Origin of the sequence: Salipiger marinus, assembly GCF_035481585.1 — a bacterium.
In the GTDB taxonomy this organism is placed as follows: Bacteria; Pseudomonadota; Alphaproteobacteria; order Rhodobacterales; family Rhodobacteraceae; genus Salipiger; species Salipiger marinus.
The window spans coordinates 35,972-60,026 of the sequence record NZ_JAYKSL010000023.1 but is presented as its reverse complement, the minus strand read 5'-3'; the positions used below and the strand labels follow the sequence as shown (position 1 = coordinate 60,026).

The following is a 24,055-nucleotide window of genomic DNA, read 5'->3' as shown; positions in this document are numbered from 1 at the left end:
GCTGGACACCGGAGGCGCCGCATGGACCTGAACCTGCTGCCGCTGCTGCTTGCCGTGGCCGAGGAACGCAACTTCCGCGCCGCCGCCGACCGGCTTGGCGTCACCCGCTCTGCCGTAAGCCAAGGGGTGCGGCGGCTGGAGGATGGCCTGGGGATCCAGCTGGTTATGCGCACCACCCGGTCGGTGCGGCTGACAGAGGCGGGGGCGCGGCTGGTCGACAGCCTGCGCGGGCCAATGGCGGCGGTGCAGGGCGCGCTGGAGGCGCGCGAGGAGGCGCCGCGCGGCAGGCTGCGGCTGGCGGTCACCTCCATCGCGCATGACTTCCTGTCGGGGCCGCTGCTGGCGCGCTTTGCCGAAGCCTGTCCGCAGGTGACGCTGGACGTGACCGTGACCGATGACGAATTCGACATCGTGGCACATGGCTATGACGCGGGCGTCCGGCTGGGCGAGGTGATCGAGCAGGACATGATCGCCGTGCCGGTCAGCGGCCCGCAGCGTGAGGTGGCGGCGGCCTCTCCGGCCTATCTGGCGCAGCGGGGTGCTCCGGCCCATCCCCGCGACCTGCTGGATCACCGCTGCATCGGCTGGCGGCCCGCGCCCGACACCGCGCCGTGGCGGTGGGAATTTGTCGAAGAGGGCAGGCCCTTCGATGTCATGGTGAATCCGCAGATCACCACCAATGACCTGACGCTGATGCTGCGGCTGGCGCTGGCGGATGGCGGCATCACGTTTGCGCCTTGGGACTGTCTGCGCGCGCATGTCCGGAGCGGGGCGCTGGTGCCGCTTCTGGAGGAGTATCTGCCGCCCTTCCCGGGGTTTTCGCTGTATTTTCCGCAGCGCCAGAACATGGCCCCGAAGCTGCGCGCGCTCATCGACCATATCCGCGCCGCACGCGGCTAAAAAGCGGCCCCATCGGGCATAGCGGGCGGGCCGGGGGCGGCGGCAGGCCGCGTGCCTTGCGGGTCTGGTGCAAGAATTCTGTGAACCCTTCGGGCGCGCAGGGGTTTTAGACCTGACGACGGCCAGTCACGGAGGCTACTTATGTCGCATCCCCGACGCTATTCCCCCGCGCTTGGCGCAAGGCGTGCCGCCTGCGCGGTCTTCCTGCTGGACCGTGGCGCAGGCCTGTGCCGGAAGGGCGCGCCATGACCCCCGACAGCCTGCCCCGCGATCCCGCCTCCGATGCCACGCTGGCGCTGCTGCGGCAGGGCTACCGCTTTATCCCCGACCGCTGCGCCCGGTTTGGCGGCGATGCCTTCCGCACCCGGCTTCTGGGGCGCGAGGTGCTTTGCTTCAGCGGGCCGCGCGGGGTGCGGCTGCTTTACGGGGCAGGGGGGCTGACCCGCCAAGGCGCCATGCCGCCCACCGTGCTGCGCCTGCTGCAGGACAAGGGCAGCGTCCAGCAGCTGGAGGGGGCGGCGCACCGGCACCGCAAGGCGCTGTTCCTTCGGCTGCTGGTCGAGGAGGAGGCGGGCGAGACGCTGGCGACCGGCTTCCGGCGCGCATGGGCGGAGCAGCTGCGGCAGCAGGGAGAGTCCCGCGTGCTCGATAGCGCCAGCGACACGCTGGCAGAGGTCGCCTGCCGCTGGGTCGGTTTCGGGCCGCAGATCAGCGCCGATGCGGATCTGCGGCGCGCGCTTTACGTGATGAGCGCGCGCACCGGATCGGTCGGCCCCCGCGTGCTGATGGCGCTGCTGCGGCGCAGGCGGGTGGAACGGCGGCTGGTCGGGGCTCTGGACACGCTGGCGCCGGGCAGTCCTGGCCATCGCATCGCGCGCTTTGCCGAAGACGGCAGGCCGCTTCCGCCCGAGGTTGCGGTGGTTGAAATCCTCAACCTGCTGCGCCCCATCGTGGCCGTGGGCCGCTACATCGCCTTTGCCGCGCGGATCTTGGTGGTAGAGCCGCGCTGGATCCCGTGGCTGCGCGCGGCGGACGATCCGGAGCTTGAGGCGTTCTGCGAGGAGCTGCGCCGCACCTCGCCGTTTTTCCCGATGACGGCGGCACTCACCACCCGCCCGGTCCGGCACGAGGGGCTGGACCTGCCCGAAGGTCAGTGGCTGCTGGCGGATCTGTGGGGGCCGATGCAGGCCGCCTCTGCCTTCGCCCGCCCCGGAGACTTTGACCCGGCGCGGGGGCAGAGCTGGCGCGGGCAGGACAGCGCCTTTGCCCCGCAGGGCGCGGGGGATCTGGCCAGCACGCATCGCTGCCCCGGTGAAAAGGTGACGCTGGCGCTGATGGCGGCGGGGCTGAAGGTGCTGTGCCGCGATCTGGACTGGCACGCGCCGCCACAGGATCTGTCCGTGGCGCTGAACCGGGTGCCTGCCCGGCCCGAAAGCGGCGTGATCCTGAGCGGGATCACCCCCCGCGCCTGAGACCCCTATCTTCGCCATCCGAAGGAAGAGCCCATGTCAGCCACCGACCGAGACGCGGAACTTGTCTACGCGATCACCCACCGCGGGACACCGCCCGATCCGCCGGAATGGTGGCGCGGCGCGGTGTTCTACGAGGTCTATACCCATTCCTTCCGGGACACGATGGGCAACGGGCTGGGCGACATCCCCGGCGTCACCGAAAAGCTGGACTATATCCGCGATCTTGGCGTGGACGGGCTGTGGCTGACGCCGTTCTACCCCTCGCCACAGCAGGACAATGGCTATGATGTCAGCGATTTCTGCGGCGTGCATCCGCCTTTTGGCACGGTGGAGGATGTTCAGACCCTGATCGACCGCGCCCATGCGCTGGATCTGAAGATCATGTTCGACTTTGTCTTCGGCCATACCTCTGACGAACATCCGTGGTTTGCGGAAAGCGCTTCCTCGCGCGACAATGACAAGGCGGACTGGTATGTCTGGGCCGATCCCGCCCCCGATGGCGGCCCGCCCAACAACTGGATCAGCTCCTTTGGCGGGCGGGCATGGCGCTGGGTGCCCGCGCGGGCGCAATACTGCTACCGCCCGTTTCTGGACTGCCAGCCCGCGCTCAACCTGCGCAACCAGCAGGTCATGGCCGAGATGGTCGGCAACATGCGCTTCTGGCTCGACATGGGGCTGGACGGGTTCCGGCTGGATGCCATCCAGTGCCTGAGCCATGACCGCGACCTGCGCTCCAACCCGCCCGCCCGCGCCAGCGAGAACCCCTCGGTCGGGGGTGGCCCCAACAACCCGTTCAAGCAGCAGATCCACCTCTTTGACCGCGACGTGCCGGAGGCCATTCCGCTGCTGCACCAGATCCGCCGCGTGGCCAATGACTATGACCCGCCCCGGGTGCTGATCGGCGAGCTGGCCGATGTGGACAGTTCGCGGCTGGCGCCAAAATACACCGTCGACACCGACCGGCTGCACGCGGTCTATGATTTCGACCTCATCAACCGGGCCGACACGCTGCGCGACTGGACGCAGATGCTGGCGCTGCGCTCCAGCTACCTGACGCCGGGATCAAGCCTCAACGTCTTCACCAACCACGATTCCCCCCGCGCCGTGTCTAACCTGATGCCCAAGGCCTGCGCCGCCGGGCGCGACCGGGATGCGGCCAAGCTGCTGTTGTTCCTGCAATGCACGCTGATGGGGGGTGCCATCATCTTTCAGGGCGAGGAACTGGGCCTGACCCAGCCCGACATCCCGGAAGACGAGATCAAGGATCCGTGGGCCAAGGCGCTCTGGCCGGATTTTCAGGGGCGCGATGGCGTGCGCTGCCCGCTGCCTTGGGTGCGGGGGGAAAAGAACTGCGGCTTTTCCACCTCTGACAGCCCGTGGCACCGCGTGCCCGAAGAGCATCACGACCGGTCCGTGGATCAGCAGGAGCGCGATCCTGACTCGGTGCTGGCCTTCACCCGTCGGGTGCTGCGCTGGCGGCGGTCGCTGCCGATGCTGCGGACGGCGGCGGAGCACATCCTTGCCGACACGCCGCTGAAGGTCATCGCCTTCCAGCGCGAAAAGGCGGGGCAGGCGCTGGTCTGCGCCGCCAATTTCGGCCTTGAGGCGGCCAAGATCACCCTGCCGCGGTCCTCGCTGACGCCGCAGTTTTCCCATGGCGAGTTCACGCTGGACGCGGATCACCTGACGCTGGGTCCGCTGGCCGTGATCGCCCTGTCCTGACACCACATCCGGAGGTTTCATGTCCGATCTCACCACCCGTCCCCATCCCGCGCCCGACGCGGCCTCAGAGATCACCGAACGCTGGTGGCATCGCGCGACGGGCTACCAGATCTATCCGCGCAGCTTTGCCGACAGCAATGGCGACGGCATGGGCGACATTCCCGGCATCATCGCGAAACTGCCGCATCTGTCGGATCTGGGCATCGGCTTTGTCTGGCTGTCGCCGGTCTATGCCTCGCCCATGGTCGATAACGGCTATGACATCTCCGATTACCGCAACATCGCCCCCGAGTTTGGGACGCTTGACGATATGGACCGGCTCATCGCGGCGGCACGCGAGCGGGGCATCGGCATCGTGATGGATCTGGTGGTCAACCATTCCTCGTCCCTGCATGCGTGGTTCTGCAAGGCGCGCGCCGCGCGCGACTGCCCCGAGCATGACTATTACATCTGGCGCGATCCCGGCCCCGAGGGCGGCCCGCCCGACGATGCCCGCGCCGCGTTCGGCGGCCCGGCCTGGACCTATGTGCCGGAGGTCGGGCAGTATTATTTCCACTATTTCAGCCCGGCCCAGCCCGATCTCAACTGGCAGAACCCCGCCCTGCGCGCCGAGATCCATGACATGATGCGCTGGTGGCTGGACCGGGGCATCGCGGGCTTCCGCATGGATGTGATCAGCCTGATCGGCAAGGATGTGGATGCCCGTCTTTACGAGGAAGGCCCGCATCTGCACCCCTTCCTGCAGGAGATGCACCGTGAGGTTCTGGCCGGGCGCGACGTGCTGACCATCGGCGAAAGCTGGTCGGTCTCGACCGAGACGGGGCTGCTTTACTGCGGGCGCGACCGGGACGAGCTGGATATGGTGTTCGAATTCAGCCATATCCGCGAAGGCTGGCACCCCGAGCTGGGCAAGTTCGCGCCCAAGCCCTTTGATCTGGTGGCTTTCAAGCGGGCGCTGTTCTCGTGGCAGGATCTGACGCGCGAAGATGGCTGGCACGCGCTGTTCCTGTCCAACCACGATCTGCCGCGGCAGGTGTCGTTCTACGCCGATGACCAGCAGTTCCGCCGCGCCGGGGCCAAGATGCTGGCCACCGTGCTGCACCTGCTCAAGGGCACGCCCTTTGTCTATCAGGGCGAAGAGATCGGCATGACCAATGCCCGCTTTGACCGCATCGACCAGTATCGCGACCTTGAAACGCTCAACCATTTCGAGGAGCAGATCGCGCTTGGCGTGGAGCCGGAGGTGTTCATCACCGGCGCCAACCGCAACAGCCGCGACCATTCCCGCACCCCGATGCAATGGAGCGACGCGCCCAATGGCGGCTTCACCACCGGCACGCCGTGGATCGAGGTCAATCCGAATTTCTGCGACATCAACGTGGCGCAGGATCTGGGCGATCCCGACAGCATCTTCACGCATTACCGGCGGCTGATCGCGCTGCGCCAGCAGAACGACATCGTGGCCTTCGGCCATACCCGCCAGCTTCTGGCCGCAGATGCCGGGGTTCTGGCCTTTGAACGCAGGCTGGGCGGGCGCCGGATCGTGGTCTTTGCGAACTTCACCCCGCATCCGCAGCGGCGCGATCTGCCCGAAGACGTGACGGGCAGGGGCGAGGCGCTGGTGCACAGCCATGCGCGGCGCGACGAGGTGCCGGGGCAGCTTGACCTTGCCCCCTTTGAAAGCTTCGCCTGCCAGATCTGAGGCCGCCCAAGGGCCGGGCGCCGCGCCCGGCTTAGCCGCAGGAAGAGGCGAAGGCCACGGGGAACAGCGTCCAGACCATCGCCACGACGGCGGAGATGGCCAGCGTCACGGTGACCTGCTGGATAAGCGGGCTGCGGCTCGCCCATGGGCGGGCGACCAGATACAGCACCGCCGCCTGCAGCAGGATCGCCACCCCCCAAGCCGCGATCAGCGCCACCCGGTGTAGCGAGGCCGGGCCAAAATCCTGCTGCGGCCAGCCAAGGCCGCAGCCCAGCCCGTGCAGGGCATAGACCCCGGTGAACAGCCCCAGCCAGATCAGGATCGGCGCAAAGATGCGGGCTACCTCGGTCATTGCAGCAGCCCCGGCGCCAGACAGGCCGCCATGGCGACGATGCCGACAAAGCCCGCGTAGTCGATCCAGAGCCGCGCGATGCGGATCTCGGTGCAGCGCGCCTGCGACACGAAGCCGGACCGCAGCCGCGCAAGGCAGTAGCCGGTCAGCAGCAGCGCCAGCGCCGCATGCAGCGCCGCATAGCCCGCGATGACGGCGACGGTGGCGCCATAGGCATGGCCGGTCGGATCGGGGGCGGCGGCCAGCAGCCACAGCGCCGAGGCAAGCAGCAGCATCTGCCCCACCGCCGCCACGCCAAGCCCGACATGGGGTGCGGCGCGGCGTTCCGCCAGCCGGATGGCGGGGGAGGCAAGCCCGGCCCCGGCCAGCACCAGCAGCGGCAGCAGCGGCATCCAGTCCAGATAGCGCGGCGGTGGCCATCCCGGCGCGATGGTCCACAGAAAGGCGTAGCCGAACAGCAGCGAGCCAAAGAGCGTCGCATTGGCCAGCAGCAGGAACACCGATCCCCACCATGCCGGGGCGCCCGGACGTTCGGCGGCAAGCGGCAGCATGGTGTCGCGCCCCACCGGCTGCGGTCCCTGATCGGCGCGGTGGCCAAGGCTCCATGCCCATTTCAGCGCAAGGGACGCCACCAGCACCACGGCGATGGGCGGCAGCCAGTAAAGCTTGAACAGGAAACCCGCGAAGAAAAGCCCGGTGACGGCGGACATCACCACCGGCAGCGCGGTATTGCCGGGCAGGATCACCATGGCCTCGGGCGTGCCGCGGGCGGTGCTGACCGTCAGGATCTCGCGCTGGTTGCCGCGGGGGGCGCCCAGAAATCCCTCGCCCTTGGCGATGGCCACGCCGATCTTGGGATCGCTCCAGAGCGGATCGCGCCCGTGGATCAGCGGCAGGCTGGCGAAGTTGTAGGAGGGCGGCGGGGTCGGCATCGCCCATTCAAGGCTGGCGGCGCCCCACGGGTTGCGCGATCCGCGCACCGACACCAGCAGGTTGGTCGCGATGTCGATCACCACCAGCGCAAAGCCGATCGCCATGACAAAGGCGCTGATCGAGGAGGCGAGGTTGATCAGCTCCCAGCCGCTGCCCGCATCATAGGTGGGGATGCGCCGCCGCTGCCCCATCAGGCCCGACCAGTGCAGCAGCAGGAAGGTGCCGTGGAAGCCCAGAAAGATCAGCCAGAACGCCGTCTTGCCCAGCTTGAAGAACCGCTTGCGCCCGCCGACCTGCGGCAGCCAGTAATAAAGCGCCGCCAGCATCGGAAAGACGAAGCCCCCGACCAGCACGTAATGCAGGTGTGCCACGATGAAGGTGGTGTCATGCGCCTGCCAGTTGAAGGGCACGATGGCCACCATGACCCCGGTCAGCCCGCCGATCACGAACGTGGCGAAAAAGGCGACGATCCAGAGCATGGGCATGTGCATCTCTGGCCGCCCTTTCCAGAGCGTGCCGATCCACGCAAAGACCTGAATGGCGGTCGGCACCGCCACCAGCGTGGAGGCTGCGGAAAACAGCGCAAGGCCCAGATGCGGGATCCCCGTGGTGAACATGTGATGCACCCAGAGCCCGAAGCTGAGAAAGCCAAGCGCCACCGCGCCCGCGACCACCCAGCCATAGCCCAGAAGCGGCGTGCGGGCCATCACCGGCAGGATGGTGGAGATCACCCCGGCGGCGGGCAGGAAGATGATATAGACCTCCGGATGGCCGAAGAGCCAGAACAGATGCTGCCAGAGCAGGCTGTCCCCGCCCAGATCGGCCTGAAAGAACGGCAGGCCGAAGGCGCGTTCCAGTTCCAGCAGGATGGAGCCGAGGATCAGCGGCGGAAAGCCGGTCAGGATCATCAGCGAGGTGACCAGCGCATACCACGCAAAGATCGGCATGCGGTCAAGGCTCATGCCGGGCGCGCGGATCTTCAGGATGCTGACCGTCAGCTCCACCGCGGCGGCCATGGCCGAGATCTCGACAAAGGTAATGCCAAGCAGCCAGAAATCCGGGTTGATGCCCGGCGAGCCCAGCGTGGAGGAGAGCGGCGGATACATGAACCAGCCGCCATCGGGCGCCACCCCCGCCAGCAGCGACAGCAGCAGCATGGTGCCGCCAAAGACGTAGCACCAGAAGCCGTAGGCGGTCAGCCGGGGAAAGGCGAGATCGCGCGTGCCCAGAAGTTTTGGCAGCAGATAGACCGCCAGCCCCTCGAACAGCGGGATGGCGAAGAGGAACATCATCACGGTGCCATGCATCGTGAAGATCTGGTTGTAGACCTCGGCCTCCATGAAGGCGGAATGCGGCGTGGCCAGCTGCGCGCGGATCATCATGGCAAGGATGCCGCCGACGCCGAAAAAGAAGAACGCCGCCAGCATGAACATGCGGCCCAGATCGGAATGGTTCACCGTCGTGAACGGACGGCGCCAGCCCCGGTCCGAGGCCCAGATCCGGCTCAGCTCGCGGTGTCGGCGTAGGGCGTTCATGGGGTGTCTCCCGCAAGGAATGTGGTCCAGTCGGCCGGGTCAAGCGCGCGCAGGGTGAAGCGGTGGCCCAGATAGCCGATGCCGCTGAATTCCGCGCCAAGGCCGCGATACTCCCCGGCGCTGTCCGCCTGCAGGCCCAGAATGTTGGTGCGCCCCGGGATCGCGTCCAGCTTTCCGGCAAGGCGCGGCACCCAGAAGCTGTGGATCACGTCGATGGAGGTGATCTCGATCTCCACCGGCTGGCCTGCGGGGATGAACAGCACATCCTCCGTCGGCGCCCGGTCGGTGCCGGGATAGCGGAAGGTCCATGCCCATTGACGCGCCTCGGCCTGCACCCGCGTGGCCTCGGGCTTGCCTGCCACAAGGAACCGCTCGCCCAGCATCAGGCCCCAGACCAGCAGCGCGGCCAGCACCGTCAGCGGAAAGGCCAGCCCAAGCCCCGCCAGCCAGACCCGCTGTCCGTCGCGGCCATGGCCGCCCCGGCGAAAGGCGGCGGCCAGCAGCGCCATCACGAAGACAAAGATCACGGTGCCGCCGACCAGCATCCCCCACCACAGATCCGCCACCGCCGCGGCCACCGGACCCGCCGGATGCAGCGTTGACAGATCCTCTGCGCAACCGACAAGCAGCACAGGCGTTGAGCCTGCGACACAGCGGCGAAAGAGGAGCCCAGAATGGCGGAACGGGAGAAAATCGAAGGCGCGGAGGAACTGATCGATCCGATCGCGCAGCGCGTGGGGTTTGACGAGACGGAATCGCGCATCGCGATCCTCGGCCATCCCATCCACGCCATGGCCGTCGCCTTTCCGGTGGCGCTGACCTTCTGCACGCTTGGCGGCGATCTGCTTTACTGGTGGACGGGCGACGCCTTCTGGGCACGCGCGGCCCTCTGGGCGGCGGGGACCAGCTTTCTGTTCGGCATGCTGGCGGGCATCTCCGGCACGGCGGAACTGCTGCTGGTGCCGGGCATCCGCAGCCGCGCCTCGGCCTGGACGCATTTCATCATCGCCGTCACCCTGCTGTCGCTGCTTGGCGCCAACTGGGGGCACCGGCTTGACGGCTACGAGGCGGCGGTGCTGCCTTACGGGCTGCTCCTGTCGGGGCTGTCGGCGGTCGTGGTGGCGGCAACGGGTTGGCATGGGGGCAAGCTCGTTTTCGATTATCGGCTGGGCACGTCGAAGGGCAGCTGACGCCCCTGCGGTTCGGCCAGCCAGTCAGGAATGCCAAGCCCGCGCAGTTCGGGCTTGGCCAGCACCAGCGTCAGGATCACGAGGATGGTGCCGCAAAGCACCCCTGTCGGCAGGCCCGGCGCAGGCGGGCGGTGCATGCCGGAGGATTCCGCCACGGCCACGATGGTGCGCCCGACCCATGCGTGAAACGCGACCAGCACCGCCACGAACAGCAGCTTGAGATACAGCCACGGCTCATAGACCTCGCGGATCAGGATCAGCCATGTGCCCGCGATCACCGCAATCACCGCCGCAGGGGTCGCGACAAAGGTGTAAGTGTAATGGCTGACGCGGCGGATGCGCTGGTAATCGGCAATGCCGATGGCCGGGTCGTGCCGCGCCATCATGTTGGGCAGCGCAAACAGCGCGCCGCACCAAATCAGCAGCCCGGTGATGTGCAGCGCCTTGAGATGGGGCACGATGTCCGCAATGGTCATGCGGGTGCCCTGAGTTGAACCCAGCCGCGGCGCGCGACAAGGGCGGCGAAGATCGCATAGGGCAGCCCCGCCGGAACCCACATCAGCAGCCCGGCAAGCTGCTGGTCGGCCAGCGGCAGCAGGCCCCAAGCCATGGGGGCGGTCTGGTGGATCTCGTAAAGCGGCGCGGGGGCAAAGGTCAGCACCGCGCCCAGCAGGGCCATCTGGATATAGGCCGCCGTGACCAGCAGCAGCGCGCCGGGGGTGGGCGCGTCCTCGGACAGCACGGCGCGCCAGAAAAACAGCGCCGGAAGGAACAGCGTCGCCTGCATCAGCCAGTAGGCCGCCACATTGGACAGCGCGAGATCATAGGCGGCAGGCGCGTGCCAGCCCCAGAGCGCCACCGTCGACAGCGCAAAAAACGCCGTCCCGCCGCCGCGCCGCCATTGCGGCAGCGCCTGCGCCAGAAGCGGCGCCGCCACGGCGACCAGCAGCACGTGATGCACGGTGCGGGCGGAAAACAGCGCCGAGGACAGCGCGCAGAGCGGCGAGACAAAGACGATGGCCAGCGTCACCACCGCCGCCGCACCGGGGCGGCTGCGACCGATCACGAAGGCCAGCACCGCAAGCCCGCACAGCACCACCGGGTCAAGGTTCCACCGCGTCCAGAGCGCGCCGGGGGCCGGGGCGGGGCCGCAGTAAATGTCGTTCAGCGCTTCGAACATGCCATCTCCGTCAGGTCACGATCCGCACGGGCACGCCCTTGTAGGCGGGCGTCTTGGACAGTTTGTCATGATAACTCAGCGGGACAAGCGGATTGACCTCCGGGTAATAGGCGGCAACGCAGCCATCGGGCAGATCATAGGGCACCACGCGCAGGCCGCCGATGCGGCGGGCGGTGCCATCCTCTACCGTGCTTTCCAGCGTCACGCGCTGGTCGGCGGCAAGCCCCAGACGCTGCATGTCCTCGGGGTTGATCAGCACCACGTCGCGCCCGCCTTCGATGCCGCGCAGACGGTCGCTGAAGCCGTAGATCGTGGTGTTGAACTGGTCGTTGGACCGCAGCGTGACCAGCGTCAGCCCGCCCGGCTCCGGCGTCTCGCCCAAGGCACACAGGAACTCGGGCGTGGTCAGCTCGGCGCGGCCGCTTTCGGTTTTCCACTCACGGTCGCGCGCGGGATTGCCCCGGTAAAACCCGCCGGGGGTGAACAGCCGGGCGTTGAAATCGTGGAACATGTCGGGGAAGGCCTCGGCGATCAGGTCGCGGATCAGGCGATGATCGTCGGTCCAGTCGTCCCAGCGGAGTTTGGGATTGGCCGCCAGCGTCGCCTTGGCAAGCCCGCCGATGATGGCGATTTCCGACCGCAGGTCGGGTGCTGCGGGCGCCCGGCGCCCGACCGAGCCATGCACATGGCTCAGACTGTCCTCCATCGACACCGCGCGGCGCGGCGAGGTGTCGCCATCAAGTTCCGACCGGACCAGGCAGGGCAGCAGCCATGCCGATCTGCCCACCAGCACATGCGAGCGGTTCAGCTTTGTCGCCACGTTCACGCTTAGATCGAGCCCCGACCATGCGCTGTCGCTGCGGCCCTGATCGGGGATGGCGCGGGCGAAATTGCCGCCAAGGCTGACAAATCCCTTCACCGACCTGTCAAGCAGCCCTTCCACCGCCTCGACCGTGGTGCGCCCGGTTTCGCGCGGGGGGGTGAAATCGAACATCTCCGCCAGCTTGTCGAGCGGCACAAGTTCCGGCTTTTCGCTGATCCCGACGGTGCGCTGGCCCTGCACGTTGGAATGGCCCCGCACCGGCGACACACCCGCACCCTCGCGCCCGATATTGCCGCGCAGCAGCAGCAGGTTCACCAGCATCGCGACATTCAGCCAGCCATGCACATGCTGGGTCAGGCCCATGCCATAAATGCCGACCACCCGTTCGGAGGTGGCATAGATCTCCGCCACCTCCTCCAGATCCACGCGGCGCAGGCCGGAGACCTTTTCGATCTCGTCCCATGACGCTTCGCGCATGGCGGTGGCGAACGCATCCATCCCGGTGCAGTGCTGCTGCAGAAACTCGTGATCCAGCACGCCGCCGCGCGTGTCTTCAAGCTCGAACAGTCGTTTGCACAGGCCAGCCATCGCGGCGATGTCGCCACCGGGGCGCACCTGCAGGTATTTCTGCGAAATGCGGGTCGGATCGGCTACGGTCATCTGCGCAGGGTTCTGTGGATCGGCAAAATCCACCAGCCCCTTTTCGCGCAGCGGGTTGAAGGTGATGATCCGGCAGCCGCGATCCACGGCGGATTTCAGCGGATGCAGGAAGCGCGGGCTGTTGCTGCCGGTGTTCTGGCCGAAGAACAGGATCAGGTCGCAATGGTCGAAATCCGACAGCACGCAGGTGCCGACCGACGATCCGATGACCTTTTTCAGCCCGACGCTGGTGGTTTCGTGGCACATGTTGGAACTGTCGGGCAGGTTGTTATGCCCGTAAAGCCGCGCGTAAAGCTGGAACAGGAACGCCGCCTCCAGACTGGCGCGGCCCGAGGTATAAAACACCGTCTGCTCGGGGGGCAGGCGGTGCAGTTCGGCGGCGATGCCCTCGAACGCCTCGTCCCAGCTGCAGGGCAGATAGCGGTCGCGGGCCGCATCGTAACGCAGCGGATGGGTCAGCCGCCCGGCCATTTCCAGCGCGTGGTCGGTCCAGCCGCGCAGTTCGGTCAGCGTGTGCCGTTCGAAAAACTCGGGGTCGCAGCGGTCGCGGGTCAGATCCCAGAGGGTGGCCTTGGCCCCGTTTTCGCAGAACTCAAAGGCATGGGGCTTGGCGGGTTTGGTCCATGCGCAGGAGGTGCACATATGCCCGCCCGGCTTGTTCTGCCGCATCAGGGTGTCCAGCGCGCCGGGGCTTGGGCGGGCCTCGCCGATGACCTGGGCGATGCCGCGAAGCGACCCCCAGCCACCTGCGGGGTGGTCGTAGCGGACGGTATCGTCCCGCTGCCGAAGCTCTTTTGGCTCGTCCAAGACGCGTCCCCCTGTTGCTGGCCCTTGGCCTATAACTGTCGGGACGCGCAGGGGTTCCAGAGGATCTGGCTGCGGGTTCATTGCCAAACTGACGCGGATCCTGCACCTCTATTTACATCATACATATTACCTAATAATGTCGCGGATGAAGAAGAGTCGCCGAAGCCGGGTAGGAGAGCCCGACGCGCCGACACACCTTCGCGTCCGCAGCTGCGGCACATTCAACGAGGCTACCCCCGACGGGATCGGGGAAGGGGAGGATTTACCATGACACGTCTTACACCTGCCCGGCATTTTGCCGGAGCATGCCTGATCGGCTGCGCAAGCCTTGCGCTTGCCGGAACCGCCACCGCCCAGACCACCATCAAGATGGCGATGTCTTCGGTGGCCGATCAGCAGAACGACAACGGCATGACCGCATGGGTCATGCAGAATTACGTCAACAGCCATTCCGACAGCCTGACCTTCGAGGTCTACGGCTCCAGCGCGCTTGGCGGCGATCAGGACGTGCTGCAGGCGATGCAGCTTGGATCGGGTGCCACCATGCATGTGGGCGGCACGGCGGTCTATAACAGCTTCGTGCCTGCGGGCGGGGTGCTGGATCTGCCCTTCCTCTGGCAGGATTTCGACCATGTGGGCCGCGCGCTTGATGGCGATCTGGGCACCGAGCTGGAGACGAAATTCGAACAGTCCGGCTTCAAGGTGCTGGGCTGGGGCTACAGCTGGGGCTACCGCAACGTGGTCACCAATGGTGCCGCGCTGACCACGCCCGACGATCTGCAGGGGCTGAAGATCCGCACGATCCAGTCGCCGGTCTATGTGGCGGCGCTGAACGCGATGGGGGCGAATGCCACGCCGATGGCCTTTGGCGAGGTCTATACCGCGCTGCAGACCGGGGTGCTTGACGGCTTCGAACACGCCGCCTCCATGGTCTATTCCAGCAAGCTTTACGAAGTCAGCGACCATGTGGCCCTGACCCGGCACCTGTTCGGGCCGACCGTCATCACCTATTCGCTGCCGCTCTGGAACCAGCTGTCCGAGGCGGAACAGCAGGTTCTGACCGAAGCTGCGGATCTGGCCATCGAGATCAACCGCGCCCTTGCCCCCCTGCGCGAGCAGAAGGCGCTGGCGCAGCTTGAAGAGGTGGGCATGACGATCACCGAGATCGACACCTCCGCCTTCCGCGAAGGCGCAGCACCGCTGCAGGACGAACTGGCCGCCGATCTGGACGCGACAGCCCTGCTGCAGCTGATCCGCGACGCCCAGTAACCCCGCGCGCTCCGGCCCCCCGCGCGCGGGCCGGAGCGCATCTTCATCTCAAAAGGGTCCAGCCACATGACACGGTTTTGGGCGGTCTTCGACCGAGCGATCGAAATGCTGATCTTCGTCATCTTCCTTGGCATCGTGATCGTCGGCACGATGCAGGTGTGCAACCGTTTCTTCCTGAACCTGTCGCTGAGCTGGAGCGAGGAGCTGCAGCGTTACGGGCAGATCTGGATCGTCTTTCTGGGCATCCCCGTCGCCTATCGCCACAGCGTGCATATCGGCATGGAGATGCTGACCGACCGGCTGGTCGACCGTGGCCGCGCCATCTTTTTCGCCCTTGTCGATCTGCTGTGGATCGTGCTGGCCGTGGCGCTGATCCTTGGCACCGCGCGGCTGGCGCAGTTCCTGCAGTTCCAGAAAAGCCCCGGGCTCGGCCTGCCGATGCATCTGGTCTATGGCGCCATTCCGCTGGGCTCCGCCTACATGATCATCATCGCGCTGCGCCGTCTCGTCGCCTTCTGGCGCCCCGCCCCGACCCTGTGACCCCAAAGAGGCAGACCCCCCATGCTTGTCGGACTTTTTGCAGCGCTGCTTGTGATGATCTTCCTCGGGGTCCCGGTGATCCTGTCGCTGGGCCTTGTCGGGCTGGCGGGGATCTTGATCGTGCCCGATCTGGCGCTGCCGCTTTACCCGCAGAAGATGTTCTCCAGCCTTGACAGTTTCAGCCTGCTGGCGATGCCCTATTTCATCCTTGCGGGCGAGCTGATGTCGCGCGGCGGGATCAGCCGCAAGCTGGTGGATTTTGCCGAAACCATCGTCGGGCACATGCGCGGCGGGCTGGCGCAGGCCAATATCGTCTCGTCGATGATCTTTGCGGGCGTGTCGGGATCCTCCACGGCGGACACCTCGGCGGTGGGGTCGGTGCTGATCCCCGCCATGAAGGAAAAGGGCTATCCCGCAGGCTATGCGGCGGCGATCACCGCCACCAGCAGCACCATCGGCGCGATTATCCCGCCCAGCATGACGATGATCGTCTATGGCGCGCTGGCCAGCGTGTCGGTGGGCGGGCTGTTTCTGGCCGGGATCATCCCCGGCATCCTTGTCGGGCTTGCGCTGATGTCGGTGGTCTATCTGCAGTCGCTGTCGGTCTCGCGCCACCCCGAACTGCAGAAATCCGGCCAGAGGTTTTCGCTGGGGCGCTGCCTGCGCTCGCTGGTCGATGTCTGGGCGGCGCTGGTGGCCCCGGTCATCATCGTGGCGGGCATCCTTGGCGGCGTGTTCACCGCAACGGAATCCGGCGTGGTCGCCTGCGTCTTCGCCTTTCTGGTGAGCTTTTTCCTGTATCGCACCATCACGCTGCGCGACCTGCCGCAGATCTTCGTGCAGGCGGCGATCACCACGGCCATGGTGCTGGGCATCGTCGGCATCGCCAGCGGCTTCGGCTGGCTGCTGTCCTATCTCAACTTCAACCAGATGATCCTGTCGCTGATCATGGCGACGACGCAGGATCCCACCGCCGTCTTCCTGCTGCTGGTGGCGGTCATGCTGGTGCTGACCATGTTCGTCGACAGCATGGCGGTGCTGATCATCACCGTGCCGATCGCGGTGCATATCGGCAATGCCGTGGGCATCAACGACCTGCAGCTGGGTCTGGCGCTGGTCATGGCCACGCAGATCGGATCGACCACGCCGCCGGTGGCCGTGCTGCTGTTCGTCGCCTCCAGCATCGCCAAATGCCCCTATAGCGAGACGGTGCGCTATTCGTGGAGCTTCATCGCGGCGGAAATCGCGGCCCTGCTGCTGGTCATCTTCTTCGAGCCGCTGACCGTGGCCATCCCCTCCTATGTCTTCGGCAACTAAGCGCCACGTTTCGACCCCGGAAAGACCCTGATGTTTCGCATGTTTCTCACCCACACGCCCGAGGCGCTGGAGCTGCTTTTCCCGCCCTCGGCCCGCGCGGACCTCGCGCGTCATGGCACGCTGGTGCTGAACCCCGGACCGGATGTGCTGGGCGGGGCGGCACTCGCCCGGGCGGCGGCGGGCTGCGATCTGGTCATCGCCGACCGGCAGACCGGCCTTGATGCGGCGTTTTTCGACGCGGCAGAGGATGTGCTGGCGGTGATGCGCTGCGCGGTGGACATCAGCACCATCGACGTGGCGGCGGCCTCGGCGCAGGGGGTGCTGGTCACCCGCTCCATCCCCACTTTCGCGGCTTCGGTGTCGGAACTGGCGCTGGGGCTGATGATCGACGCCGCGCGCGGCATCAGCCGGGCGGTCACCGCCTATCGCGCCGGGCAGGAGCCGGGCGTGGCCATGGGCCTGCAGCTGCAGGGCAGCACGCTGGGCCTCTGCGGCTATGGCGTGATCGGGCGGCATCTGGCGGGGCTGGCGCAGGCGCTGGGGATGCGGGTGCTGATCACCGATCCCGCCCCGGGCGCGCTGCCACCGGGGATCGAGGCTCTGCCCTTCGATCAGATGCTGGCCCGGGCCGATGTGGTGGTCTGCCTTGCCCCCGCCACGCCGCAGACCGTGGGGCTGTTCGGCGCCAGCGCCTTTGCCCGCATGAAACCCGGCGCGCTGTTCCTGAACCTTGCCCGCGCGGCGCTGGTCGACGAACCCGCGCTGGAGGCGGCGCTCGACTCCGGGCAGATCGCCTGCGCCGCGCTGGATGTGGGCAGCGGGCCCGACCAGCGCCCGCCCTCGCGTCTGGCGGGCCGCCCCGATGTGATCGCGACGCCCCATATCGGCGGCCAGACCCCGCAGGCCAGCGAGGGGCAGGCGCTGCACGTCGCCTCTCAGGTGGCGCTGCTGGCGCAGGGGCTGCTGCCGTCCGAGGCGGTGAATGCCGGGGCCGCGACCCGGCTCAGGGCGCGCGGCGCCGCTTTTATTTCCCCGACAGGAGCCTGACATGACCCATCTTCTGCCGCCGCCGGGCGCCTGTGACACCCATCTGCATGTCTACCGCCCCGGCACGCCCACCGTGCCCGGCGCCCTTGCCGCGCCCGAGACCGAAGAGGTGGGCCGCTACCGCGCGATGCGCGACGGGCTCGGGCTTTCCCGGGCGGTCATCGTGCAGCCCACGGCCTATGGCACCGACAACCGCGTCACCGCCGAAGGGATCGCGGAACTGGGCCGCGCCGAGACGCGCGGCGTGGCCGTGGTGGACGAGATGGTGTCAGAGGCCGGTCTGCGCGCGCTGACCGAGGCGGGGTTCTGCGGTGCGCGCATGCAGATGCTGCCGGGGGGCATCATCCCGTGGGATCAGGTCGACCGCATCGCCGACCGGGTGGGGGGCTGGGACTGGCATGTGCAGCTGCAGATGGATGGCCGCCTGCTGCCCGAGCGCGAGGCGCAGATCCTGTCATGGCCCGGGCAGGTGGTGATCGACCATATCGGCAAGTTCCTTGATCCGGTCCGCCCCGACCATCCCTCCTTTCGCTGCCTGCTGCGGCTGATCGACAGCGGGCGCGTCTGGGTCAAGCTGTCCGCCCCCTACGAGGTGTCGCGCGACGGCGCGCCGGATTACGAGGATGTGTCGGTTCTGGCGCGGGCGCTGGTCGCTCACGCGCCGGAACGTATGCTCTGGGCCTCCAACTGGCCGCATATCCTGACCACGCCGCGCCCCGATGACCGCCGGATGCTGGATCTGCTGCAGGACTGGGCGCCGGACGCCGCGACCCGCCACCGCATCCTTTGCGAGAACCCGGGCGTTGTCTATGGCTTCGACTCCGCGATAATGGAGCCCGACACCTCCAAACCCGCCGGGTGACGGCGGCTTCCAGCAGAAAGACCCGCATGCACGCCACAGACCAGCAGACCCGGGCGCCCGTGAAGTCGCTGCACCGCGACGCGGTCGAGGCCATTGCCAAATGGCTGATGATCGGACGGTATCCGGTGGGCGCGGTGCTGCCCACCGAGACCGAGATCGGCGAAGAGCTGGAAATCTCGCGCACCGTGGTGCGCGAGGCGGTGCGCACGCTGGTCGCCAAGGGAATGCTGCAGGTGCGGCGCAAGACCGGCACCATCGTGCTGCCGGTGTCGGACTGGAGCCTGTTTGACCCCGAAGTGCTGGCATGGCGGTTCCGCTACAGCCGCGACGCCACCTTTGTCGACGACATGACCCGGTTTCGCGCCGCCATCGAGACCATCGCGGTGGAAATCTGCGCGGCGCGGCCCGAATTCGACGCCTCGGTGCTGCATGCCTGCTGCGACGAGATGGCGGCGGCGCTGGAAGGCCGGGGCGACTGGTTCGCGGCAGATCTGGCCTTTCACCGCCATATCCTGCGCGGCACCGACAACCAGTTCATCCTGCACATGCAGCCGATGCTGGACAATTTCTTCGACGCGATGCTGTCGCCCGAGGTGCTGCGGCCGGAAAACATGCGGATCACGCTGCCCTATCACCGCGCCATCGCCGATGCCATCGCGGCGGGGGATCCGGTGCGCAGCCGCCACGAGATGCTGCAGCTGGTCCACAAGGGCCGCGAGGACATCCTGAGCCGTATCGAGACCAGCGAACCCTAGCGCGAGCGGTCAGGCGGCGCTCGCCTCGGCGATCTGCGCCTGACACCAGCCCAGCACCCCCGCCGCGTCGCAGGGCAGGGGCTGCGCCAGATCCTCGGCCCAGTACAGGAAGGCGGCAAGATTGCCCGCATTGACCCCGGTCAGCACCGGGATGCCGCGGGCCAGCGCCTCGGCGATCAGCGGGCGGAAGCCGCGGCCCTCGGCTTCCTGCTTGCCGAACTTGTTGACGACCAGCAGCCGCGCGCCCTGTCCCAGCCCCGCGCCCGCCAGCCCCACCGCTCGCTCCAGCCCGGCGGGATCCAGCCTGCAGCCGCTGGAGAGCGGGCCAAGGTTCTGGCTGATGCGCACCACCTCGGTGCCGGTCAGCACATGCAGATCCATGTGGCATTTGGCGCCTTCGCCCCTCTCGACGTTGATCTGCACCGCGCCTGCCAGCGGAATGCCCTGCGTGCGCAGCTGCTGCGCCACCTCGCGGATCAGCCGGTCCAGCGATCCGCTTGCCTGTCCAGTCACATAGCCCAGCATGCCCACCCCCTTGAAACTCTGGCGCGCAGGCTACAAGATGCGCCGGGCCGAGGCCAGAGGAGGCAAGATCATCCCATCCATGCCCGATTTGCCGCTGCTGCCGGATCCCCGTGACCCGCGTCTGACGCGCCGTGTCACCGGCACCGACCAGACCGGCCAGCCCACCGAGATCGCCGTGGTCGAGGAACGTCCGCTGACCATCTACCTCAACCGGCAGGAAATCGTCACCGCCATGACCATCGGGGACCATCCCGATTACCTTGCGTTGGGATTCCTGCGCAATCAGGGCATGCTGCGCGACAATGACGTGGTGACCGGCCTCGATTACGACGAAGAGATCGACACGGTGGTGGTGCGCACCGCGCGCGAGACCTCGTATGAGGCGAAGGTGCAGAAAAAGACCCGCACCTCGGGCTGCGCTGTCGGCACCGTCTTTGGCGACATGATGGAGGGGCTCGACGGGCTGGTGCTGCCGCAGGCAGAGCTGCGCGCCTCGTGGCTTTACGCGCTGGCGCGGCAGATCAACACCACGCCCTCGCTCTATCTGGAGGCGGGGGCGATCCATGGCACCGTGCTCTGCCAGCAGGACCGCCCGCTGGTCTATATGGAGGATGTGGGCCGTCACAACGCGGTGGACAAGATCGCGGGCTTCATGTTCCGCCACGGCCTGCCCGCTGGTGACAAGATCCTGTATACCACCGGGCGGCTGACCTCCGAGATGGTCATCAAGACGGCGCTGATGGGCATTCCGGTGCTTGCCTCGCGCTCCGGCTTCACCGCGTGGGGGGTGGAAATCGCGCGGCAGGTGGGCCTCACGCTGATCGGGCGGATGCGCGGGCAGCGCTTTGTCTGCCTGTCCGGTGAGGCGCGGCTGATCCGCGACGTGGACCCGGCCCTGGTGCCGGACGAGGACCGCGCGCAGCGGCGAAAGGGATCCGATGCGGACTGATCCGGCTATCAGGGGGCTGCGCGCATGAAGCAGCCCTTGGGTGTGATCCTTGCGGGCGGGCTTGCCACGCGCATGGGCGGCGGGGACAAGGCGCTGCTGCCGCTTGCCGGGCGGACGCTGCTGGACCGGGTGATCGAACGGCTGGAGCCGCAGGTGGCGGGGCTGGCGCTGAACGCCAATGGCGATCCGGCGCGCTTTGCCCGCACCCGCCTGCCGGTGCTGGCGGATTCGGTGCCCGGCCATCCCGGGCCGCTGGCGGGGGTGCTGGCGGGGCTTGACTGGGCGGCGGAACAGGGCGCGGACAGCATCGTGACCGTGGCCGCCGACACGCCGTTCTTTCCCTGCGATCTGGTGCCGTGGCTGCTGCTGGCCGCCGAGGGGCGCCCGCATCTGCTGGCGCTGGCCTGCACGCCGCGCGATCCGGGGGCCGGGCTGAAATCCGGCGGGCGGCTGAACCGGCACCCGACCTTTGGCCTTTGGCCGGTGGCCCTGCGCGAGGATCTGCGCGCAGCACTCAATGACGGGCTGCGCAAGGTGGTGCTGTGGACCGACCGCCACGAGGCCGGTGAGGCGCTGTTTCCCGCCACCCCCTTTGATCCCTTCTTCAACGTCAACACGCCCGAGGATCTGGCCCGCGCCGAGGCGCTGATTGCATGAAGGTCTATGGCGTCACCGGCTGGAAAAACTCCGGCAAGACCGGGCTGATGGAGCGGCTGGTGAGTGAATTCACCACGCGCGGTCTGGCTGTGTCCACCGTCAAGCACGCGCATCACGACACCGACATCGACCAGCCGGGCCGCGACAGTTACCGCCACCGGGAGGCGGGGGCGCGGCAGGTGCTGCTGGCCACGCCGCGACGCTGGGCGGTGATGCATGAACTGCGCGGCGCGCCGGAGCCGTCGCTGGCCGACCTGCTGGCGCAGCTGGCGCCGGTCGATCTGGTGCTGGTCGAAGGCTACAAGCAGGGCGCCCATCCCAAGATCGAGGCGCATCGCGCCGAAAACGCCAAGCCGCCGCTGGCGCAGGACAATCCGACCGTGCGCGCGCTGGCCTGCGACAGCGTGCTTGCCACCGACCTGCCGTGCTTCGATCTGGATGACACACGCGGCATTGCGGATTTTATCCTGCGGGATCTGGGGCTGTGAGCCGGTTCGATACGGTGGTGGTGGTGGACTGGTCGGGGGCGGCCTCGCCCTCTCCCGCCCGGCCCGCGAAGGATGCGATCTGGCTCGGCATCGCCCGCGACACCGGCACCGAGGCGCAGTATCACCGCACCCGCCACGCCGCGACCGTAGCCTTGGCCGATCTGTTCCAGACCGAAATCGCCGCCGGGCGCCGGGTGCTGGCGGGGTTCGATTTCCCCTTCGCCTATCCGCGCGGCTTTGCCCGCGCGCTGACCGGCACCGACGATCCGCTGGCGCTTTGGGCCGAGCTTGCCGCGCGGATCACCGATGGCCCCGACAATGCCAACAACCGGCTGGACGCGGCAGCGGCGATCAACCGGCTGTTCCCCGGCACCGGTCCGTTCTGGGGCAACGGGCTTGGCCGCGACATTGCCGATCTGCCGCGCACCAGGGCGGGCTATGCCAGTCCCTTTGCCGACAGGCGCCGCTGCGATACCACTCCCGGCGCGCAGCCGGTCTGGAAGCTGGCGGGGGCGGGTTCGGTCGGGTCGCAGGCGCTGCTTGGCATCCCCCGGCTGCAGTCCCTGCGGAAGCGCTTTGGCGCCGACATTTCGGTGCGACCGTTCGAGACGCAGGACACGCCCGTGACGCTGGTGGAACTGTTCCCCTCGCTGATCGCCGGAACCGTCGCCGATCTGGCGGAAGAGGCCGAGATCAAGGACCGGGCGCAGGTCCGCGTGCTGGCCTCGGCGCTGCGCGCGCTGGAGCCGGGCAAGCTCGACGCGCTGAGCCGCGAAGGCGACGCGGTGGAGGGATGGATCCTCGGGCTGGGCCATGAGGCTCTGCTGGAACGGGCCGCGCGGCGGGCCTGCGCCCCGCTGCTGCCGCCGCGTCTGCGCGACGACTGTTTCGCCATGCCGCAGGGCGTGGCATGGGTGCCGGTGGACGAGGCGCTGGCACGGCTGCGCGCCGCCCTGCATCCGGTGACGGGGGTGGAGCAGCTGCGCACGGCAGAGGCGGTGGGCCGCATTCTGGCAGAGCCGGTGATGGCGCGCCGGTCCAACCCGCCGCTGCCCAATTCCGCCGTTGATGGCTATGGTTTCGCCTTTGCCGCCACCGGGGCGGGGGTGAACCGGCTGCCGCTGCTGGCGGGGCGGGCGGCGGCGGGCCAGCCTTATGATCAGCCGGTGCCGCAGGGCCACGCGCTGCGCATCCTCACCGGTGCCACGCTGCCCCAAGGGGTCGATACCGTGGTGCTGGAAGAGGACACCGCCACGGATGGCGCGGTGGTGGCTTTTGACGGGCCGGTGCGCGCCCGCGCCAACACCCGCCGCGCGGGCGAAGACGTGACCGAAGGCACGCAGGCCCTGCCCGCCGGTCACCGCCTGCGCGCCCCCGATCTGGCGCTGCTGTCGGCGCTGGGGCTGGCGGATCTGCCGGTGCGGAGCAGGCTGCGGGTGGGGGTGCTGTCCACCGGCGACGAGATCGTGCCCGACCCTGCCGATCCCGCGCTGCCGCATCAGATCTGGGATGCCAACCGGCCCATGCTGCTGGCGTTGGCGGCGGGCTGGCACTGCGCGCCGGTGGATCTGGGCCATGTGCGCGATGACCGCGCGCTGATCCGCGACCGGCTGGACGAGGCGGCGGGGCAGGTCGATGTCATCCTCACCTCTGGCGGGGCGTCCGCCGGGGACGAGGATCACGTCTCGGCGCTGCTGCGCGCGCAGGGCACGCTGTCAAGCTGGCGCATCGCGCTGAAGCCGGGGCGCCCGCTGGCGCTGGCGCTGTGGCAGGGGGTGCCGGTCTTCGGCCTGCCCGGCAACCCGGTGGCGGCGCTGGTCTGCGCGCTGGTCTTTGCCCGCCCGGCGCTGTCGCTGCTGGCGGGTGCAGGCTGGGTGGAGCCGGTGGGCTTCACCGTGCCCGCCGGGTTTTCCAAATCCAAGAAGCCGGGGCGGCGCGAATATCTGCGGGCCCGGCTGACCGCCGAAGGCACGGCAGAGGTGTTCGGATCCGAAGGGTCGGGGCGGATCAGCGGGCTGTCATGGGCCGACGGGCTGGTGGAACTGCCCGATGCGGCGCTTGACGTCACCCCCGGCACCCCGGTGCGCTACATCCCCTACAGCGCCTTCGGGATCTGAGCCCTAGCCCTTGCGGATCAGATAGATCTGCACGCCGTCCTGATCTTCGGATCCCAGCAGGTCGTGCCCGGCCTCGGCGCAGAAATGCGGCACGTCGATGACGGCGGCGGGATCGGTGGCCAGCATCCGCAGTACCTGACCCGGGGCCATGCCCGCCAGCCGCTTGCGCGCCTTCAGCACCGGCAGCGGGCAGAGCAGGCCCTGCGCATCCAGATCCTGATCCCATGCCGCCCGGGTCTTGCCATCGTCCATC

23 protein-coding genes are annotated in these 24,055 nt (G+C 67.9%); 15 read left to right on the top strand and 8 right to left on the bottom strand.

Features of this window, described 5'->3' with window-relative positions; genetic code table 11:
• Nucleotides 1-21 precede the first annotated feature (21 nt).
• The 4 genes from VK682_RS22540 (at nucleotide 22) to VK682_RS22525 (ending at nucleotide 5,796) form a co-directional block, all read left to right on the top strand.
• Complete coding sequence (locus VK682_RS22540) at nucleotides 22-900, top strand: LysR family transcriptional regulator (protein ID WP_324782583.1); 879 nt, start codon at nucleotides 22-24, stop codon at nucleotides 898-900.
• 245 nt (nucleotides 901-1,145) lie between these two features.
• Nucleotides 1,146-2,372 (top strand): cytochrome P450 family protein, encoded by a 1,227-nt coding sequence (locus VK682_RS22535; protein ID WP_324782582.1) that lies wholly within the window; start codon nucleotides 1,146-1,148, stop codon nucleotides 2,370-2,372.
• Between the two features lie 33 nt (nucleotides 2,373-2,405).
• Nucleotides 2,406-4,094 carry an alpha-amylase family glycosyl hydrolase gene (locus tag VK682_RS22530; RefSeq protein WP_324782581.1) on the top strand — a complete coding sequence of 563 codons (1,689 nt, stop codon included), beginning with the start codon at nucleotides 2,406-2,408 and terminating at the stop codon, nucleotides 4,092-4,094.
• Between the two features lie 19 nt (nucleotides 4,095-4,113).
• Nucleotides 4,114-5,796, top strand: a complete 1,683-nt coding sequence (locus tag VK682_RS22525; protein WP_324782579.1) for an alpha-glucosidase — start codon at nucleotides 4,114-4,116, stop codon at nucleotides 5,794-5,796.
• A gap of 31 nt (nucleotides 5,797-5,827) precedes the next feature.
• Here VK682_RS22525 and VK682_RS22520 read toward each other — a convergent pair whose 3' ends face one another.
• Genes VK682_RS22520 through VK682_RS22510 form a run of 3 tightly spaced genes read right to left on the bottom strand, consistent with a single transcriptional unit; the run spans nucleotide 5,828 to nucleotide 9,248 of the window.
• Nucleotides 5,828-6,148, bottom strand: a complete 321-nt coding sequence (locus VK682_RS22520; RefSeq protein ID WP_230795755.1) for a hypothetical protein — start codon at nucleotides 6,146-6,148, stop codon at nucleotides 5,828-5,830.
• A complete protein-coding gene (gene ctaD, locus VK682_RS22515) occupies nucleotides 6,145-8,616 on the bottom strand; it encodes a cytochrome c oxidase subunit I (RefSeq protein WP_230795756.1) in 2,472 nt (823 codons plus the stop codon). The genes VK682_RS22520 and ctaD overlap by 4 nt, the downstream gene beginning before the upstream one ends.
• Nucleotides 8,613-9,248 carry a cytochrome c oxidase subunit II gene (locus tag VK682_RS22510; RefSeq protein WP_230795757.1) on the bottom strand — a complete coding sequence of 212 codons (636 nt, stop codon included), beginning with the start codon at nucleotides 9,246-9,248 and terminating at the stop codon, nucleotides 8,613-8,615. Before VK682_RS22510 ends, ctaD begins: the two co-directional genes overlap by 4 nt.
• A 42-nt stretch (nucleotides 9,249-9,290) precedes the next feature.
• Here VK682_RS22510 and VK682_RS22505 point away from each other — a divergent pair, with 42 nt between their 5' ends.
• A complete protein-coding gene (locus tag VK682_RS22505; protein ID WP_089845687.1) occupies nucleotides 9,291-9,806 on the top strand; it encodes a DUF2231 domain-containing protein in 516 nt (171 codons plus the stop codon).
• Here the strand turns inward: VK682_RS22505 and VK682_RS22500 are convergent.
• Genes VK682_RS22500 through VK682_RS22490 form a run of 3 tightly spaced genes read right to left on the bottom strand, consistent with a single transcriptional unit; the run spans nucleotide 9,776 to nucleotide 13,276 of the window.
• Nucleotides 9,776-10,282 (bottom strand): CopD family protein, encoded by a 507-nt coding sequence (locus tag VK682_RS22500; protein ID WP_324782578.1) that lies wholly within the window; start codon nucleotides 10,280-10,282, stop codon nucleotides 9,776-9,778. The genes VK682_RS22505 and VK682_RS22500 overlap by 31 nt on opposite strands.
• Nucleotides 10,279-10,986, bottom strand: a complete 708-nt coding sequence (locus tag VK682_RS22495) for a cytochrome c oxidase assembly protein (protein ID WP_089845554.1) — start codon at nucleotides 10,984-10,986, stop codon at nucleotides 10,279-10,281. Before VK682_RS22495 ends, VK682_RS22500 begins: the two co-directional genes overlap by 4 nt.
• Nucleotides 10,987-10,996: 10 nt before the next feature.
• Complete coding sequence (locus VK682_RS22490) at nucleotides 10,997-13,276, bottom strand: FdhF/YdeP family oxidoreductase (RefSeq protein WP_324782577.1); 2,280 nt, start codon at nucleotides 13,274-13,276, stop codon at nucleotides 10,997-10,999.
• A 267-nt stretch (nucleotides 13,277-13,543) separates the two neighbouring features.
• Between VK682_RS22490 and VK682_RS22485 the strand changes: the two genes are divergently transcribed.
• The 6 genes from VK682_RS22485 (at nucleotide 13,544) to VK682_RS22460 (ending at nucleotide 19,066) form a co-directional block, all read left to right on the top strand.
• Nucleotides 13,544-14,545, top strand: coding sequence for a TRAP transporter substrate-binding protein (locus tag VK682_RS22485; RefSeq protein ID WP_089845559.1), 1,002 nt, complete (start codon nucleotides 13,544-13,546; stop codon nucleotides 14,543-14,545).
• A gap of 66 nt (nucleotides 14,546-14,611) precedes the next feature.
• Nucleotides 14,612-15,085, top strand: a complete 474-nt coding sequence (locus tag VK682_RS22480) for a TRAP transporter small permease (protein ID WP_324782576.1) — start codon at nucleotides 14,612-14,614, stop codon at nucleotides 15,083-15,085.
• A 21-nt stretch (nucleotides 15,086-15,106) separates the two neighbouring features.
• Complete coding sequence (locus VK682_RS22475) at nucleotides 15,107-16,402, top strand: TRAP transporter large permease (protein WP_230795760.1); 1,296 nt, start codon at nucleotides 15,107-15,109, stop codon at nucleotides 16,400-16,402.
• Nucleotides 16,403-16,432: 30 nt separating this feature from the next.
• The gene (locus tag VK682_RS22470; RefSeq protein ID WP_230795761.1) at nucleotides 16,433-17,449 is read left to right on the top strand and encodes an NAD(P)-dependent oxidoreductase; all 1,017 of its coding nucleotides are present in this window, start codon (nucleotides 16,433-16,435) and stop codon (nucleotides 17,447-17,449) included.
• Nucleotide 17,450: 1 nt separating this feature from the next.
• The gene (locus VK682_RS22465) at nucleotides 17,451-18,311 is read left to right on the top strand and encodes an amidohydrolase family protein (protein WP_230795762.1); all 861 of its coding nucleotides are present in this window, start codon (nucleotides 17,451-17,453) and stop codon (nucleotides 18,309-18,311) included.
• Nucleotides 18,312-18,337: 26 nt separating this feature from the next.
• Nucleotides 18,338-19,066, top strand: coding sequence for a FadR/GntR family transcriptional regulator (locus tag VK682_RS22460; protein ID WP_230795764.1), 729 nt, complete (start codon nucleotides 18,338-18,340; stop codon nucleotides 19,064-19,066).
• Nucleotides 19,067-19,075: 9 nt separating this feature from the next.
• On the opposite strand, the gene VK682_RS22455 is transcribed toward VK682_RS22460, so the two are convergent.
• A complete protein-coding gene (locus VK682_RS22455; protein ID WP_230795765.1) occupies nucleotides 19,076-19,591 on the bottom strand; it encodes a DUF2478 domain-containing protein in 516 nt (171 codons plus the stop codon).
• A gap of 79 nt (nucleotides 19,592-19,670) precedes the next feature.
• On the opposite strand from VK682_RS22455, the gene VK682_RS22450 reads away from it, so the two are divergent.
• The 4 genes from VK682_RS22450 to VK682_RS22435 are packed head-to-tail and all read left to right on the top strand — an operon-like array spanning nucleotide 19,671 to nucleotide 23,802.
• Nucleotides 19,671-20,540: a formate dehydrogenase accessory sulfurtransferase FdhD gene (locus tag VK682_RS22450; RefSeq protein ID WP_230795767.1), complete on the top strand. Its 870-nt coding sequence runs from the start codon at nucleotides 19,671-19,673 to the stop codon at nucleotides 20,538-20,540.
• Between the two features lie 24 nt (nucleotides 20,541-20,564).
• Entirely contained in the window at nucleotides 20,565-21,197 is a 633-nt protein-coding gene (mobA, locus tag VK682_RS22445) for a molybdenum cofactor guanylyltransferase MobA (RefSeq protein WP_324782575.1), read from the top strand.
• On the top strand, nucleotides 21,194-21,685 hold the full coding sequence (gene mobB, locus VK682_RS22440; protein ID WP_324782574.1) for a molybdopterin-guanine dinucleotide biosynthesis protein B: 492 nt from the start codon (nucleotides 21,194-21,196) through the stop codon (nucleotides 21,683-21,685). The genes mobA and mobB overlap by 4 nt, the downstream gene beginning before the upstream one ends.
• Nucleotides 21,682-23,802, top strand: a complete 2,121-nt coding sequence (locus VK682_RS22435; protein WP_324782573.1) for a molybdopterin-binding protein — start codon at nucleotides 21,682-21,684, stop codon at nucleotides 23,800-23,802. The genes mobB and VK682_RS22435 overlap by 4 nt, the downstream gene beginning before the upstream one ends.
• A gap of 3 nt (nucleotides 23,803-23,805) precedes the next feature.
• On the opposite strand, the gene VK682_RS22430 is transcribed toward VK682_RS22435, so the two are convergent.
• Nucleotides 23,806-24,054 (bottom strand): sulfurtransferase TusA family protein, encoded by a 249-nt coding sequence (locus VK682_RS22430; protein WP_324782572.1) that lies wholly within the window; start codon nucleotides 24,052-24,054, stop codon nucleotides 23,806-23,808.
• Between the last annotated feature and the right edge of the window lies 1 nt (nucleotide 24,055).